The 15138-nt window shown below is 66.6% G+C and carries 15 protein-coding genes and 1 tRNA gene; 7 read left to right on the forward strand and 9 right to left on the reverse strand.

Features of this window, described 5'->3' with window-relative positions:
• Positions 1 to 329: 329 nt before the first annotated feature.
• The 4 genes from GGR16_RS06520 to GGR16_RS06535 form a co-directional block, all read right to left on the reverse strand.
• Entirely contained in the window at positions 330 to 1157 is an 828-nt protein-coding gene (locus GGR16_RS06520) for an SDR family oxidoreductase (protein ID WP_183316047.1), read from the reverse strand.
• Positions 1158 to 1176: 19 nt separating this feature from the next.
• Positions 1177 to 2109, reverse strand: coding sequence for an SMP-30/gluconolactonase/LRE family protein (locus GGR16_RS06525; protein WP_019401339.1), 933 nt, complete (start codon positions 2107 to 2109; stop codon positions 1177 to 1179).
• Positions 2110 to 2301: 192 nt separating this feature from the next.
• Complete coding sequence (locus tag GGR16_RS06530; RefSeq protein ID WP_019401338.1) at positions 2302 to 2655, reverse strand: DUF1428 domain-containing protein; 354 nt, start codon at positions 2653 to 2655, stop codon at positions 2302 to 2304.
• A 137-nt stretch (positions 2656 to 2792) separates the two neighbouring features.
• Complete coding sequence (locus GGR16_RS06535; RefSeq protein ID WP_019401337.1) at positions 2793 to 3158, reverse strand: winged helix-turn-helix transcriptional regulator; 366 nt, start codon at positions 3156 to 3158, stop codon at positions 2793 to 2795.
• 107 nt (positions 3159 to 3265) lie between these two features.
• On the opposite strand from GGR16_RS06535, the gene GGR16_RS06540 reads away from it, so the two are divergent.
• Positions 3266 to 3970, forward strand: coding sequence for a glutathione S-transferase family protein (locus tag GGR16_RS06540; protein ID WP_183316048.1), 705 nt, complete (start codon positions 3266 to 3268; stop codon positions 3968 to 3970).
• 49 nt (positions 3971 to 4019) lie between these two features.
• Here GGR16_RS06540 and GGR16_RS06545 read toward each other — a convergent pair whose 3' ends face one another.
• The 3 genes from GGR16_RS06545 to GGR16_RS06555 form a co-directional block, all read right to left on the reverse strand.
• Complete coding sequence (locus GGR16_RS06545) at positions 4020 to 5369, reverse strand: ferredoxin reductase family protein (RefSeq protein ID WP_183316049.1); 1350 nt, start codon at positions 5367 to 5369, stop codon at positions 4020 to 4022.
• 170 nt (positions 5370 to 5539) lie between these two features.
• Positions 5540 to 8182 (reverse strand): autotransporter family protein, encoded by a 2643-nt coding sequence (locus GGR16_RS06550; RefSeq protein WP_246372835.1) that lies wholly within the window; start codon positions 8180 to 8182, stop codon positions 5540 to 5542.
• A gap of 428 nt (positions 8183 to 8610) precedes the next feature.
• The gene (locus GGR16_RS06555; RefSeq protein WP_156332802.1) at positions 8611 to 8826 is read right to left on the reverse strand and encodes a hypothetical protein; all 216 of its coding nucleotides are present in this window, start codon (positions 8824 to 8826) and stop codon (positions 8611 to 8613) included.
• Positions 8827 to 9164: 338 nt separating this feature from the next.
• On the opposite strand from GGR16_RS06555, the gene GGR16_RS06560 reads away from it, so the two are divergent.
• From GGR16_RS06560 to GGR16_RS06570, 3 genes are all read left to right on the forward strand, one after another.
• On the forward strand, positions 9165 to 9542 hold the full coding sequence (locus GGR16_RS06560; protein WP_183316050.1) for a VOC family protein: 378 nt from the start codon (positions 9165 to 9167) through the stop codon (positions 9540 to 9542).
• 18 nt (positions 9543 to 9560) lie between these two features.
• Positions 9561 to 10454: an arginase family protein gene (locus tag GGR16_RS06565; protein ID WP_183316051.1), complete on the forward strand. Its 894-nt coding sequence runs from the start codon at positions 9561 to 9563 to the stop codon at positions 10452 to 10454.
• 282 nt (positions 10455 to 10736) lie between these two features.
• On the forward strand, positions 10737 to 11096 hold the full coding sequence (locus GGR16_RS06570) for a VOC family protein (protein ID WP_183316052.1): 360 nt from the start codon (positions 10737 to 10739) through the stop codon (positions 11094 to 11096).
• Positions 11097 to 11288: 192 nt separating this feature from the next.
• Here the strand turns inward: GGR16_RS06570 and GGR16_RS06575 are convergent.
• Positions 11289 to 11378: transfer RNA gene (locus tag GGR16_RS06575), tRNA-Ser, on the reverse strand.
• A 131-nt stretch (positions 11379 to 11509) separates the two neighbouring features.
• On the opposite strand from GGR16_RS06575, the gene GGR16_RS06580 reads away from it, so the two are divergent.
• On the forward strand, positions 11510 to 12109 hold the full coding sequence (locus GGR16_RS06580; RefSeq protein WP_183316053.1) for a class I SAM-dependent DNA methyltransferase: 600 nt from the start codon (positions 11510 to 11512) through the stop codon (positions 12107 to 12109).
• 30 nt (positions 12110 to 12139) lie between these two features.
• Here the strand turns inward: GGR16_RS06580 and GGR16_RS06585 are convergent, their stop codons facing one another.
• Positions 12140 to 12364: a hypothetical protein gene (locus GGR16_RS06585; protein ID WP_183316054.1), complete on the reverse strand. Its 225-nt coding sequence runs from the start codon at positions 12362 to 12364 to the stop codon at positions 12140 to 12142.
• A 132-nt stretch (positions 12365 to 12496) separates the two neighbouring features.
• Here GGR16_RS06585 and GGR16_RS06590 point away from each other — a divergent pair, with 132 nt between their 5' ends.
• Both GGR16_RS06590 and parE read left to right on the forward strand, forming a co-directional pair.
• On the forward strand, positions 12497 to 12916 hold the full coding sequence (locus tag GGR16_RS06590; RefSeq protein WP_019402037.1) for a hypothetical protein: 420 nt from the start codon (positions 12497 to 12499) through the stop codon (positions 12914 to 12916).
• Positions 12917 to 13068: 152 nt separating this feature from the next.
• On the forward strand, positions 13069 to 15132 hold the full coding sequence (parE, locus tag GGR16_RS06595; protein ID WP_019402036.1) for a DNA topoisomerase IV subunit B: 2064 nt from the start codon (positions 13069 to 13071) through the stop codon (positions 15130 to 15132).
• Positions 15133 to 15138: the final 6 nt, after the last annotated feature.

Genomic DNA, 15138 nt, shown 5'->3' on the forward strand with positions numbered 1-15138 from the left:
CCAAAATCCGGCGCCTCGATTGGCACGGAAAGGGCGCCGACGCAACGGTCTTGATGCCGCAAGGTTTCACAAGAGAAGCCCGGCAGTGCCTGACTGCCGGGCTCAAGGCTTCGGGAGGAGCCTGCCAAGACCGCGTGGAAGAAGACCACATCAACCCGTTGCCGAAGCAGCCAGTCAGACGAAGGCTTCATCGCGTGAAATATTCATAACAGATTCGCACGGCACATACCTCCCGAAAATGCCGCATCGGAAAAGACAGCATTTCCACAACGCCCGCGTGCACTGCACGGCGCGACAGGATCGATTCAATTTTATTCTTATGCGATCTGTTACGACGCCCAGTTGTGCTGGAAATCAGCATAAAGCGTCAGGCCACCGCAGGCGAAGATCGTCTGGCCGGTGATGTACCGGGCCTCCTCCGAGGCGAGGAAGGCGAAGACCGGCGCCATGTCGTCGGCGTCGGCGGCGAAACCCATAGGGATGTGGCTTTCCACCTTGGCCCGCGCCGCCGGGTCCTCGACCCAGCCCCTGTTCAGCTCCGTCGTCGTGGCTCCCGGCCCGACGGCATTGACGCGGATGCCGTTGGCGGCGAACTCCAGCGCCAGCGTCCGCGTCAGATTGGCGAGCCCGCCCTTGCTGATGGAATAGGCGAGATAGCCGGGCTTGGGGATGATCTCGTGCACGCTCGTCGTGTTGATGATCGCGCCGGGAGCCTTGCGCGCGAGGAGATGGCGCGCGACGGCGCGGGCGCAATTGGCCGCGCCGACGAGGTTGACCGCGAGGATGCGCGTCAGGACCGCGTCGTCGAAGGCGTCCCCCGGCGTCGGCGCCTGGATGCCGGCATTGTTGACGAGGATGTCGACATGCCCCCAGGCGGAGACCGCCTCCTCGACCATCGCGTCGACCGCGCGCGGCACGGATACGTCCGCCGCCAGCGCCAGATGCGGGCGCTCGCCGTGCCCGGCATCCGCCGCGGCCGTCTGCACCGCCGCCAGCGCCGCCGCCATCGTGTCGGCATCCGCCAGGTCGTTGACGGCGACCGTCGCCCCTTCGGCGGCGAAGCGGCGCGCGACGGCGAGGCCGATGCCCCGCGCGCCGCCGGTCACGATGGCCGTGCGCCCCTCGAGGCGCTGCGGATTGAGAGCGTGAAAGGTCATGATGCGTCAGGTCCTGGCGTCAGAAGGCGTGCGGCTCGCCGGGCCGGGAGGCGCCCCTCGTGTTGAGGTAGACCGCATAGAGCGAGGTCGTTCCGCAGATGAAGAGGCGGTTGCGCTTGGGGCCGCCGAAACAGACGTTGGCCACCACCTCCGGCACGCGGATCTTGCCCAGGAGAACGCCGTCCGGATTGAAGCAGTGGACGCCGTCGCCGGCGCTCGTCCAGACATTGCCGTGGACGTCGATGCGCAGGCCGTCGAAAAGGCCGTGGCTGCAGGTGGCGAAGACCTCGCCGCCGCCGAGCCGCCCGTCCGCGCCGACCTTGAAGCGGCGGATGTGGCGCGGCCCGTCCTCGACATGGGTCGCGCCGGTGTCGACCACATAGAGCAGCTGCTCGTCCGGCGAGAAGGCGATGCCGTTGGGCTTGACGAAATCGGTCGCCACGGCTGCGATCGAGCCATCCGCCGGATCGAAGCGGTAGACGTGGGACGCGCCGATCTCGGACGGCGCCGCATCGCCCTCGTAGTCGGAATCGATGCCGTAGGTCGGGTCCGTGAACCAGATCGTGCCGTCCGATTTCACGACCACATCGTTCGGCGAGTTGAGCCGCTTGCCCTCGAAGCGATCGACGAGGATCCGCACGGAACCGTCCGGCTCGGTGCGCGAGATGCAGCGCCCCTGATGCTCGCAGGAGACGAGGCGCCCTTCCCTGTCGACCGTGTGGCCGTTGGTGTTCCGGGCCGGCTGGCGGAAGACCGAGACGGACCCGTCCGTCTCGTCCCAGCGCATGATGCGGTTGTTGGGAATATCCGACCAGATGAGATAGCGCCCCGCCGGGAAATAGGCCGGCCCCTCGGCCCAGCGGCATCCGGTATAGAGCTTTTCGAGATGGACATTGCCGAAGACGAGGCGCGAGAAGCGCGGGTCGATCACCTCGAAATCATCGCTCAGCATGGGCATTCTCTCCCGGATCGCCGTTGTTCTTGAGAAGGCGCGCCCGGGCCGCCATCGCTTCAGACGATCGCCGCGCGGGACGCAAGAGGCTTGAACGAGGCGAGATTGGGAGACTTGCCGGCGGAAAGCAAGGCCGGCCCCGAGCCGCTCCGCCCGGTTCCTGCACCGGGCCGGAGCGGTCGGAGTGCGCGGCTAGACGTCGAGGATCCTTTCAAAGCCGCCGAATATCATGCGTTTGCCGTCGAATGGCATCTCCTCGCCCATGGCATGCATGCGTGGGTCTGCCATCATCTTCTCGTTGGCGGCGTCGCGCGCCGCCCGCGTGGGATATTCCACCCAGCTGAAGACGACGACCTCGCCGTCCTTGGCCTGCACGGCCCTGCGGAAATCGGTGACCTTGCCCTCCGGCACGTCGTCGCCCCAGCACTCGACGACACGGGTGGCGCCGAATTCCTTGAACAGCACCGCCGCCTCCGCGGCATGTTTGCGAAACAGCTCCTTGTTCTCGGCCGGCACGGCCACGACGAACCCTTCGACATATGGCATTGCGTTACTCCTCCTTGGATGGCGCTGCAGACCCGCCGGTCCGCAGCACCGATTAATAAGTTGATATCAACATAATATGACACTGTCAAAACCCGGCCATAAGCCGCGCCCTGCCCCGGCCTGCGACGTATCGTGCGTTACCGTACCTGCGGCGCGCCGACGCTCTCCGTCTCGCGCGTGCCGTCCGCTTCGGCGCCCGCGGCTTCCTCCCACCAGTCGCCGAGGGCATCGATCAGCGGCACGATCCTCTCCCCCGCAGGCGTGAGATCATATTCGACGCGCAGGGGATAGCCGCCGAACTCCGTGCGCTGGACGATGCCGGCCGCCTCCAGCTTGCGCAGTTCGAACGCCAGCATCTTGTGCGAGATGGTGGGATTGTCCCGGCGCAGGTCGCTGAAGCGCTTCGTGCCGTCCTTCAGATAGTAGATCAGGAGGGTCGGCCAGCGCCCGCTGAGCACCTGCATCACCTCCTCGATGGGGCAACGGGAGACAAGATCCTTCATCGACGCCTCGTGGTTGCAAAAAAGTGCGTAATTTACTCGGCTCACCGGACGAGTAGGGTCCGGGCTCGCTGCGCAGCGTGATCACCAGAAATCACGGGAGATCGATTTTGGAGCCGATCCTACTTTACGGCTTCCCCTCGGGAAGCTCCATGGGCCTTGTCGCGGCCCTCGAATGGCTGGGCAGGCCCTACCGGCTGTGCCGGGTCGACATGCTCGGCGAAATGCGCGAGCCGTCCTACGCCCGGGTCAATCCGCGCCACGAAACCCCGGTCTTCATCACGGACAAGGGTGAGCTGCTGACGGAGACGATGGCGATCGCCGCCTGGCTCGAGGCGCGGGATAGCGAGCGGCGCATCAGCTTCGCCCCCCTTTCGCGGGAGGCGGACCGGATGCACCAGCTGATGGCCTTCGTCAACACAGGCTTCACCGGCGCCTTCTTCCCGCTCTGGTCGGCCCTGGAGATGAAGGATCCCGATCCCGCCATGCAATCGGCCCTGCGGAGCTGGGGGCGCGCATACGTGATCGAGCGGCATGACAAGCTCGAGGCCATGATCGGTGACGGCCCGTTCCTCGTTGGCGAGCGGCCGACCCTCGCCGACGCCGTCTTCGCCGGCGTGGCCCGCTGGCTCGACTACCACGCCGTTGCCGACCGCAAGCGCTGGCCGAAGCTGTCGGCCCTGCGCGAGCGGCTGGAAAGCGACCCCGCCGTCATCCATGCGACGATGCTGGAGAACGGGGAAGCGTCGGCCGGAAAGGGAGCCCTCGTCGGCCACCTGCCGCTTGCCGAGGTGATCGACAGATACGGCAAATGACCGCGTGAGCCACCCCGTGCTGCCCCGCGTCGGACAGCACGGGGTGCCGTCACCTCATCGCGAACAGTTCCTGGTGAAAGCGCTCTGCCGTCGGCAGGCCATGGGCGTCGAAGTCGTTCCGCAAGGCCTGGCCGAACCCCCACGGTCCGCAGAACCAGATGCTGGCTTCGCGCCAGTCCGGCACGGCGGCGCGGATGCCCTCGCCGCTCAGCAAGCCGTCGCGGGCATCGACCGTCACGTGCAGGCGGATGCCCGCCGCCTCCGCATCGGCCGTCAGCTTCTCGATGGCCCCTTCGTCGTAATCGGCCGTCGTATGGAACAGGTCGATGGTCGGTCGGGGCCGGTCGGGGCGTGCATGCCGTTCCCGCGCCAGGTGCTGCATGCCCGCGATGAAGGGCGTGATGCCGATGCCGCCGCCGATCCAGATCTGGCGGGGATGCCCGTTGTCGAAGTCGAAGCAGCCGTACGGCCCCTCGATCTTCACCTCCTGCCCCACCTTCAGCTTCTCGCGCAGGCGCCCGGTGTGGTCGCCCAGCTCCTTGGCGATGAAGCGGATGCGCCGGTCCTCGCCGCCCCAGGCCGAGGCGATGGTGTAGGGATGCGCCCCTTCGGACCCGTCCGAGGTGGCGAAGGCGAACTGGCCCGGCTTGTGGCCGCGCCAGTCCGGCACCTCGACCTCGACTTCGAGCGCCTTCACGCCGGGATAATACTGGAGCGCGGCGATCCTGCCCCGAAACTGCCGTCCGGCGCCGACGCGATTGCTGAGGGAGATCACGGCCGCATAGGTGCCGGCGGCGAGGAGCAGCGCCATCACCATCCCGATGGGCGACGTCCAGTAGCTGAATGTCGTCAGCACCACCGTGTGGAACACCAGCACCAGGTAGACGATGGCGAGGAGCTGGTGCGTCCTGCGGAAGAGGCGGTAGGGAACGAACCTGACGAGGGCGAGGCCGATCAGCAGCACGGCGGCATAGAAGGCCCATTCGCCGAGGCCCTCGGCCGGGCCGCGCAAGGTCGTGAGGAATTGCCCGACCGGGTTTTCGAGCAGAGGCCTCTGGCCGCGCTCCGGCCGCGCGATCAGGCCCCAGCCGACCGCCCATTTCGGCCCCTGGCTCCACAGCCAGTGGACCACCGCCACGACGAGCGCCGTGATGCCCAGCCACTTGTGCAGCCGGTACATCTTGTCGAGCCCGCCGAACCACCGTTCCGGCCAGCGCGGTCGCAGCGCCAGGATCATGGCGACGCTCATGGCCCCCATCGCGATGATCCCGCTGTATTGGACGAGGCTGGCCCGCAGGGCGAAGAAGCCCGCCGGCTGAAGCACCTGCGGCTCCGCCAGCAGCCACAGCACGGTCAGCGCGGACAATATTCCCCAGAGGGCTCGCCTGATATTCCGCATGTCGACCGCGCTCCGCTGCGCCTCTTTATGATTTGACTATTTAAAGAGGCAGCGGTGATCGTTGACATGCGTCAATCTACGGCGGGCGCGTCGACGCCGGAACATTACGATTATGTCATGAACATTCCGGTCGCTGGTCCGCGGATCTTTCCTTCACTCCGATCTCGCCCCTACCACCGCGCGCGGAAGCCGACGCTGCCCGACAGGACGTGGCTGTCGCCGAAGTTGTCGAGGCCGGTGCGCACCAGCGCCTCGCCGTAGAGCGAATACCGGTCCCCGGCGAAGTTCAGCGAGCCGCCGAGGCCGAGGCCGCCCCACAGCTCTTCGTTCTTGCTGCTGAACGGCAGTTCCGCCACCGCCACGCGCGTGCCGGCGGCGAAGTCGTAGTAGAGGTTGGCGATGGTATAGACATGGGCGCGGTTGAGGCGGCCGGCCGCATCCTGCCAGGAGCCGTTATAGTCGGCCGACAGGCCGAGCCGCCCCCACAGCCCGTCGCCGTCGTCGAGCCGCACCAGCGTCCCGAAGGCGTCGGTGAAGTCGTCGAAGCTCACTGCCGAATAGGCGAGCTGCGCCTGCGGCGTCAGCGAGAAGCCGCCCCCGAGCGCGATGCGCTGCCCCGCCTCGAGGCTCAGCCCGTAGCCGACGCCGCCGTTGCCGTCGGCGAGCTTGCGCGCCGCCGTGCTCGACTTGAGGTCGCTGTCGTACCACGTCACCCGCGTCTGGCCGTCCACATAGAAGCCGCCGTCGCCATACCAGGTGAGGCTCGCGCCGAGGCCGAAGCCGCTCGTATCGATGCTGCCGCGGCCGAAGAGCGAGGTAACGTCCGAGGAGATGGTGCCGTACTGCAGGGACAGCCCGCCCATCAGCCGCCCGCCCGGCTGCTCCAAGAGCAGCGCATCGATGCCCGCCTCGAGCTTCCAGATCGAGGTGTCATAGGTGGTGCCGGTGGTCGAGCTCTTCGGCTCGAAGCGGCCCTTGGAGGCGTCGATGCGCGCCCACAGGCCGGTGCCGTCGCGCGCGCCGTCGGCCCAGGCGCGGTTGCCGAGGCGCTGCTGCAGCGTGCCCGGCTGGTTGAAGGCCTGCAGCACGCCGGCATAGGCCTCGTAGAGCGGCACGCCCGGCTGCCACAGCGGCGTCGCCGCGGCGGTGACCGGATCGATCAGCACCGAGCGCAGGTACCAGTCGCCGTCGCCCGGCGTCGACACCCCGCCCTGGTAGAGCCGGTAGGCATAGGCACCGCCGACCACCGCCTGCTCGCCCTGGAAGACGAAGTCGCCGAGCAGCGAGAAGGTGCCGAGCGAGGCGCCGCCGACCTCGACGATCTTGATGCCCTCCACGGTCTGCCCGCCGGAGCCGCCGAGGTTGACGACCTGCACGTTGGTGGCGCCGGCGGTGTCGCCGGTGACGACGAGCCGGTCGCTCGGCGAAGCGTCGCCACCGAGCACCGCCTCGATCTCCAGCGTGCCGCCGCTGCCGGTGTAATTGCCGGCAATGGTCAGCGTGCCGATGGAATTGCCGGGGGCGACGCGGCCGCCCGCGAGCAGGCTCGTGTCGCCGACCGTGCCGTTGCCGCCGAGCGTTCCGCCGGACTGGACCGTCACCGCCGAGCCGGTCAGCGAGCCGTTCACGACGAGCCTGCCCTCGATCACGTTCGTCGGGCCGGTGAAGGTGCCGGCGCCGGTCAGCGTCCAGGTGCTGCTGCCCGTCTTCTCGAAGCTGTCGAAGTTCTGGTACTGCCCGGCCGGGCCGAGGGCGGAGATGTCGAAGCTGGCGCTGGTAGCGCCACCGAGGCGGAAGACGTCGTTGGTCGCCACGGCGCTGGCGAGCACGTTGCCTTCGATCACCGAGCCGGCCCACAGCTCCAGGATGGACCTGCTTGTCGCGGTCTGGCCGAATTCGATGGCGTTGGCGGAACCGGCGCCCCCACGGATCGTGCCGTTGTTGATGAGGAAGATGTTCGACGTTCCGGGATTGTCGGAATCGACGGCCGCCCTGTTGTTCCCGCCTTCGAGGATGCCGGCATTGCTGATCGTGACGAGCTGAGTGCCCCGAGCGAGGATGGCTGCGTTGCCATCATTGAGCCCGGTAAGGTCGGAGCCGCCACGGATCAAGCCGTAGTTGATTATGGTTGGCGTCCTGGACGGGGCGTTCGCAAAGACCCCTGCCCCCGCGCCCGTGCCCTGGCTGTTGCCGCCCAGGACCACACCGCCGACATTGTTGATCAGCGAGGCGCCGGAGAAGAGGTTGACGCCTGATGCGTTGTTGCCGCTACCACCGCCCACGCCGCTGCCGCCGCTGATCGTACCGTTGTTCACGACCGTCAAGACATTTAGCACCGACAGGCCGACGCCGCCGGCGCCGCTCGTCGTTGCAGAGCCGCCGGTGATCGATCCCAGATTGACGAACCGTGCGTCGCTGCTCGCCAGTTGGCTGTCGACGAACACGCCAACGCCGACACTCATGCCGCCGCCCTGATCGGCTCCCGTGAATGCTCCCGACAGCGTCAGTGTTCCGCTCGGAAAACTGCCGACGAAGCGGATCGAGCCAGCCGATGCCGGTGGAGCGTGAACGCCGGACAGGACGAAGCCCTGCGTGTCGATCGTCAGCGACTTCGTCGGTGTCGGAATGTTGGTGGGCGACACCCCGAAACTGCCCGTGAGCACGATCGTCGAGCTCGTGTCCGGGCTCGCGTTCGCCGCCGCGATGGCGTCGCGCAGCTCCGTCTCGTTACCGACAAAGTATTGCGCCGCCGACGCGGCCGTCGACAACGAGCAGGCCAGCCCCAATGCGGCAAAGCTGACGCCTGCGAGCAACCTGCCTCTTCCCCGATATCCCATGTCAGCCCCCGTCGATGCCGCGCGCCTGCGCGCTTTGAGAGGCCCGGCGCAGCCACTGCAAGTCGGGACTGTTGGAGAGATTCTATTGTCCAGGCAAGCGAATAGTCTTTAAAATGCGATGGATGGTAAATAACCGGCGCAATTTTACATACCGATGACAATGATGGACGCTTGCGGATCAAGCGAGCTGCAGATTATCCTGCAAACATTGCCGCCCCCCCCACCCGAGGAGCGCGACATTTCGTTCGTCGCATCGCCGAGGCAAATTCCAGCTCCGGCGTGGGTTGATAATCTCTATACCGTGCAACTCGAAACCGCCCCCGCGTGCACGCGCGCGGGTGGTCATGATTGGCCGGCCACAGAAGCTGGGCTCAAATCAGGAGGTCAGGCTGACGCAGCGCCTGTCAGCGATCCGCGCGAGGAGCGTCCTCAAGATAGTCCTCGGCGAGCTGGGCATTGGTCTGCGGTTCGATCGCCGCGCATTCCGGCGCATAGAAATTGCCGGGCGTCCGTGTAATCGGGTCGGCGCAGATAGCCTGCAACTCGGCGGTCCGTTGCGCCTGAGACTGGCATGCGGCGCTTGCCGCACACAGTGCCACCACCAATGCCAAGCGCCCCATGGCTTCCCCCTCGCTCCGCCAGCCTGCAGGAGATTTGACGCATTTGCCGGCGCCGCGGTCAAGCCATGGCCAGAGCCGCGGGCCAGTCGAAGCGCACCGTATCGCGCAGGACGCTCGAGAGGCTGTCCGGGAGTTGAGCCAATCCGACGCTGGTCTGATGAGGAGCAGGTGACTGCGCCCATATCAGCCCTACCTGCCCGGCGCGGCCGATCCTGAGCCGCAACACTCCCGAAGCTACGGCCAAGTGGCTCAAACGAGTTGAACAAGCGACGGTCTGCTTCGAGGGAACAATGGCCAGAAGCTGCCGTTGTGGAGCAATGTCAGAACGGGAGGTCGTTTTGATCCACCATGTCTCGGTCGGGACCAATGATGTCGAACGCTCCAAGCGCTTCTACGACGCCGTCTTGCCCATTCTCGGCATTGTTCCGATGACCGAGGATGAGGGCGGGCTAGGTTATGGCAGCGGCACGTTTCACTTCAGCGTGCAGGTTCCGATTGACGGAAAACCTGCAACCGTGGGCAACGGCACTCACATCGCCTTTGCCGCCGAGGACCGTTCGATGGTCGATCGGTTTTACGCCGCGGCATTGAGACATGGTGGCAGCGACGCCGGCGCTCCGGGGCTGCGGCCGAACTACGATGCCAACTATTATGGGGCGTTCGTCCGCGATCCAGATGGCCACAAAATCGAGGCAGTGACCTACTCTGCAAAATAGTCGCTGGCGGACACGAGCATGCCGACCCTTCCCTATGCAATTGTCGAAGCTCCCTCCACGCTGGGCTTGGCGACTGACGGTGCGGAGCACTTGCCTGACCGGCTCCTGGGGCTTGGTCTTGCGGAGCACATCCATGCGCGCCACGCCGGGCGGCTTGCAGTGCCTCCGAAGGACGCAACGCCCGATCCCGAAACCGGCATTCTGAACGCCAGGACAATCGCGGCGTGGTCACCCAAGCTCGCCGACGCGGTGGAAGCGGTGCTTGACGCCGGCGACTTTCCGGTAGTGCTGGGCGGCGATTGCACGATCGTCCTGGGCTCGATGCTCGCGTTTCGACGGCGTGGCCGCTACGGCCTGCTCTTCATCGACGGCAATGCCGATTTCTTCCAGCCCGAGGCGGAACCCAATGGCGAGGGCGCCTCGATGGACCTTGCCCTCGTCACCGGCTACGGCCCGTCGTACCTGACGGACATTGAAGGTCGCGGTCCTCTGGTCCGTCCCGAAGACGCAGTCGCGTTCGCGTATCGCGATCATAAGGATCAGGAGGAGTACGGAAGCCAGCCGCTCCCCGAAAAGCTCAAGGCGATTGATCTCCCCGCCGTGCGCGCGATGGGCATCGAAGCTGCCGCGCGCGAAGCGGTCGACCACCTGACGCGAGAGGAACTGGACGGCTTCTTCATTCATCTCGACGCCGACTGCCTCGACGATGCCATCATGCCGGCTGTCGATTTTCGCGTGCCGGGCGGCCTATCGTGGGACGAGCTACGGGCCACGCTTCGGGTTGCCCTGGCGAGCGGCAAAGCCGTCGGCATCGAGATCACCATCTACAATCCGCGCCTTGATGAGGATGGCAGCGCCGGGCGCGGCCTGGCCGACGTATTAGCCGCAGCGCTCGGGGCAGCAGCGCCCTGACTACGGCGAGCGACGTCTGCTTTCGGGCTCGGGCTGCCGCCTGGAATCGGCAGCCACCACGGAGGGCAATCGGCGGTGTGTGGCGGACCGAAGACGGCGAAGCCGAGAACTACGGCTACGCTATAGCTCTCCAAAACTGAGGCGAGCGCGAATGGCTGCAATTGGGTGGATTCCTGAGAATCCCGTTTCAACGGACAAACGGGCCATTAGATTATAGCCGGATACTATGAGAATCTCGCCGGTAGAGATGGCATTTTCATTTCGTTGACCCGGAGAAGAGGAATGTCGCTGCACAAAATCTACACTTTTTTGCTGACCGCCGACCTCGCGGCTGCCGAAGCCTGGTATACGAAATTATTCGGTCGCGGACCGGATAACAGGCCAATGGACACGCTGGTGCAATGGGAGTTTTTCGATCAGGCTGGGGTTGGGCTTTCAACCGACGATGAAATCGCCAGCAGAGGCGCGATGTTCCTTATCGTGGACGATGTGGCGGCCGAGCGCCATAGGCTGCAAAGTTTGGGGATCGTGCTGGGCGACGATATCGAGGGCGACTATTCGACACTGGCGCAGGTGCGTGATCCCGACGGCAACCTGATTACGCTCGCGACGCCGCCGTCGCCGAGCTATCCGCCGGCATAAGTGCGTTTGAAAAGCAAAATAGTCCCAGGCGTGAAATGCGAGAGCCAATGAAGGTCGGCTTTCGGGGGGCGGGCCGCAACGGCTGAGATGGGGTCGCCTTCTGCCGTCGCTGATTTCAAGATGTATCGGGCTGCAGCGTAGAATCGGCGGTTTTAAGCGTCGCTTGGTGCGAGTGCGGTAATCGACGGCAAATGGCGGATGGGGTGGGATTCGAACCCACGGTACGGTTGCCCGCACGGCGGTTTTCAAGACCGCTGCCTTAAACCACTCGGCCACCCATCCTCGCCGGCAGCACTCTTCTGACGGCACCGACCGCCGTTGACAAGGGCAAAGGCGCGCCTGCGGCGGTTGATCCGCGCGAAGCCCCACTGCCGCGGCCTTGCCGCCCATCGACCGTCATGGAAGATGGCGGCATGGACGATCCTGCCGACGACATCACGGGCCTTTACGAGCGGCATGCGCACGCCTTCGATCGCCAGCGCGGCCGCAGTCTCTTCGAGCGCGGCTGGCTCGACCGCTTCCTCGCGGCGATCGGCGAGGATCGCTCCGTGCTCGACCTCGGCTGCGGCTCGGGCGAGCCGATGGCGGGTTATCTCATCGCAAGCGGCTGCGCGGTCACCGGCGTCGATGCCTCGCCGACCCTCATCGGGCTCTGCCGCGAACGCTTTCCGGGACAGCGATGGCTCGTCGCCGACATGCGCAGGCTCGTTCTCGGGCGGGCGTTCGGCGGCATTCTCGCCTGGGACAGCTTCTTCCATCTTCCCGCGGACGATCAGCGGGCGATGTTCGGTGTCTTCGCCGCCCACGCGCGGAACGGCACGGCGCTGATGTTCACGAGCGGGCCGGCTCATGGCGAGGCCATCGGCGCATTCGAGGGCGAGCCGCTCTACCATGCGAGCCTCGATGGCGCGGAATACGAGGCCCTCCTGGCCGCGGCGGGATTCCGCGTCCTCGATCATGTCGTCGAGGACCCGTCCTGCGGCGGCCACACCGTCTGGCTGGCCCGGCGTTGACGGGCAGATAAACGCCCGGATCGGATCGCCTCAGGCGGCCTTGGACGACGGGCGCCGGCCGAGGACGACGCCCCTCGCCGGCTTCGCCTGGGACTCGTCGGGGGTGATCGTTCGCCAGATGACGGGAACGGGGTCCGGCGCCAGCATCCAGTGCCCGTCACTCTCGCAGCACCGGCCGAAGGCGCGGCCGGCGGCCTCGGCGGCGCGCACAAGGTGGGCTTCGTGCATCTCCTCAAGCAGCGCGGCAGCGATCATGGCTTCCTCCGACTGCGGCCATGAAAGATCATGCATGGTTAATGTTTTCTAAATGCGACACCTCGGGAGCCATGGCGAAACATCCTCGGACGCGGCATTCTGTCACCGGGCAGCACCGAGGGGACAACGACCATGATCGCCGGCACCACATCCACAACCCCGACGCGAGCCGTCGGGCGCCTGTTCCTGCGCACCGCCGTGATCGCCGCCCTGGCCGGCCTCGGCCTCGGCATCTTCATGGGCGCGTCGCACGACCACACCTTCCGCACCGTGCACGCGCACATCAATCTCGTCGGCTGGGTCTCGCTCTTCCTGTTCGGGCTGTTCTACGCCCTGATCGGGACGGTTTCGGCCCGCCTGGCGAAAATCCACTACGGGCTGGCAACCGGCGGGCTCGTCCTGTTCGCGGTCGGCCTTCCCGGCATTGCCTTGGGGCTCCCCTGGGGCGAGCCGGTCGCGATCCTGGCGTCCTTTGCGACCCTGTTCTCCATGGCGCTCTTCGCCTATGTGGTCTTCACGGCCGGCGAGGCGGCGAACCCCGCCGCAGGCTAGCTGGTCCCGCGGGATCTGCGCCGGTCGGGGAAAACAAACCTTGACCGCGCCCCCGCGGACGTGGTGTTTCCGATCCGTTCCCGTCCCTGCGGCAGCCATGCGATACTGCCGGCGGGGCGAATCGGTTTTTGACGAGGGGTTGGGCAGCGGCAATGACGGATGCGGGCGATCTGTTCGGCGGCGGAGGCAACGCAGCGGCGGCCCGCAAGGCGGCGCGCCCGTCCGCGAAGCTCCCGGTGGACCAGGCGTCCTTGCCGGGCCGCGCCAATGGCACGCCGACCGAGGCCGGCTATACCGCCGCCTCCATCGAGGTGCTCGAGGGACTGGAGCCGGTGCGCCGGCGCCCCGGCATGTACATCGGCGGCACCGACGAGAAGGCGCTGCATCACCTCTTCGCGGAGGTGATCGACAATGCGATGGACGAGGCGGTAGCCGGCCATGCGACCTTCATCGAGGTCGAGCTCGAGGAGAGCGGCTTCCTGCGCGTGACGGACAACGGCCGCGGCATACCCATCGATCCGCACCCGAAGTTCCCTGAGAAGTCGGCGCTCGAGGTCATCCTCACCACGCTGCATGCGGGCGGCAAGTTCGATTCCAAGGTCTACGAGACGTCCGGCGGCCTGCACGGCGTCGGTGTCTCCGTGGTCAACGCGCTGGCCGAGCGGCTGGAGGTCGAGGTGGCGCGCAGCCAGATGCTCTATCGCCAGGTCTATGCGCGCGGCGTCGCCATGGGGCCGCTGGAGACCGTCGGACGGGTGCAGAACCGCCGCGGCACCACCGTGCGCTTCAAGCCCGATGCCACCATCTTCAAGGAAGGCGCGACCTTCAATCCGCGCCGCCTGTTCAAGATGGCGCGCTCCAAGGCCTATCTCTTCGGCGGCGTCGAGATCCGCTGGCGCTGCGCCCCTGCCCTCGCCGAGAAGCAGGAAGGCGTGCCGAGCGAGGCGACCTTCAAGTTCCCCGGCGGCCTCAAGGACTATCTCGCGCGCGAGATCGACGGCAGCGAGCTCGTCTGCGACCAGATCTTCTCCGGGCGCATCGACAAGCCGGGCGGACACGGCTCGCTCGAATGGGCGGTGGCCTGGCTGTCGCGCGACGACGGATTCGTCTCCTCCTACTGCAACACCATCCCGACGCCGGAAGGCGGCACGCACGAGTCGGGCCTGCGCATGGCCCTGCTGCGCGGCCTGCGCGACCATGCCGAGCGTGTCGGCCAGGCCAAGCGCGCCGGCCAGGTCACCACCGACGACGTCATGGCGACCTGCGCCGGCATGCTCTCGGTCTTCATCCGCGAGCCGGAATTCCAGGGCCAGACCAAGGACAAGCTGGCGACGCTGGAAGCCTCGCGCATCGTCGAGGGCGCCGTGCGCGATGCCTTCGACCACTGGCTGGCGGCAGCCCCGCAGCAGGCCTCGCGCCTGCTCGACTGGACCATTGAACGCGCCGAGGAGCGCCTGCGCCGCCGCGCCGAGAAGGAGGTGGCGCGCAAGACCGCGACGCGCAAGCTGCGCCTGCCCGGCAAGCTCGCCGACTGCACCAACGCGGGCGCGGCGGGCTCCGAGCTTTTCATCGTCGAGGGCGACTCGGCCGGCGGCAGCGCCAAGCAGGCGCGCGACCGCGCGACCCAGGCCGTGCTGCCATTGCGCGGCAAGATCCTCAACGTCGCCTCGGCCGGCCGCGAGAAGCTGGCGCAGAACCAGCAGCTCGCCGATCTCGTGCAGGCGCTCGGCTGCGGCACCGGCTCCCACTACCGCGACGACGACCTGCGCTACGAGAAGATCGTCATCATGACGGACGCCGACGTCGACGGCGCCCATATCGCATCGCTGCTCATCACCTTCTTCTGGCAGCAGATGCCGCGGCTGATCGACAACGGCCATCTCTATCTCGCCGTGCCGCCGCTCTACCGGCTGACGCACGGCGGCAAGACGGTCTACGCCCGCGACGATGCCCATCGCCAGGAGCTGATGGACAGCGTGTTCAAGGGCAAGAAGGTCGAGATCGGCCGCTTCAAGGGCCTCGGCGAGATGCTGCCGGCGCAGCTCAAGGAGACGACCATGGCGCCGGCCAAGCGCCTGCTCTACAAGGTCGTCGTGCTGGCCGAGGCCAAGGGCGACACGACGGACACGGTCGACCGGCTCATGGGCAACAAGCCGGAGGCGCGCTTCGCCTTCATCCAGGAACGCGCCGCCTTCGCGCGCGAGCTCGACATCTGACCCCTG

Origin of the sequence: Chelatococcus caeni, from assembly GCF_014196925.1 — a bacterium.
Taxonomy (GTDB): Bacteria; Pseudomonadota; Alphaproteobacteria; order Rhizobiales; family Beijerinckiaceae; genus Chelatococcus_A; species Chelatococcus_A caeni.

Coding starts and splice junctions, on each gene's coding strand:
- GGR16_RS06520 (WP_183316047.1), bottom strand. CDS start 1,157: ATGACCTTTCACGCTCTCAATCCGCAGCGCCTCGAGGGGCGCACGGCC.
- GGR16_RS06525 (WP_019401339.1), bottom strand. CDS start 2,109: ATGCTGAGCGATGATTTCGAGGTGATCGACCCGCGCTTCTCGCGCCTC.
- GGR16_RS06530 (WP_019401338.1), bottom strand. CDS start 2,655: ATGCCATATGTCGAAGGGTTCGTCGTGGCCGTGCCGGCCGAGAACAAG.
- GGR16_RS06535 (WP_019401337.1), bottom strand. CDS start 3,158: ATGAAGGATCTTGTCTCCCGTTGCCCCATCGAGGAGGTGATGCAGGTG.
- GGR16_RS06545 (WP_183316049.1), bottom strand. CDS start 5,369: ATGCGGAATATCAGGCGAGCCCTCTGGGGAATATTGTCCGCGCTGACC.
- GGR16_RS06555 (WP_156332802.1), bottom strand. CDS start 8,826: ATGGGGCGCTTGGCATTGGTGGTGGCACTGTGTGCGGCAAGCGCCGCA.
- GGR16_RS06565 (WP_183316051.1), top strand. CDS start 9,561: ATGCCGACCCTTCCCTATGCAATTGTCGAAGCTCCCTCCACGCTGGGC.
- GGR16_RS06570 (WP_183316052.1), top strand. CDS start 10,737: ATGTCGCTGCACAAAATCTACACTTTTTTGCTGACCGCCGACCTCGCG.
- GGR16_RS06580 (WP_183316053.1), top strand. CDS start 11,510: ATGGACGATCCTGCCGACGACATCACGGGCCTTTACGAGCGGCATGCG.
- GGR16_RS06585 (WP_183316054.1), bottom strand. CDS start 12,364: ATGATCGCTGCCGCGCTGCTTGAGGAGATGCACGAAGCCCACCTTGTG.
- GGR16_RS06590 (WP_019402037.1), top strand. CDS start 12,497: ATGATCGCCGGCACCACATCCACAACCCCGACGCGAGCCGTCGGGCGC.
- parE (WP_019402036.1), top strand. CDS start 13,069: ATGACGGATGCGGGCGATCTGTTCGGCGGCGGAGGCAACGCAGCGGCG.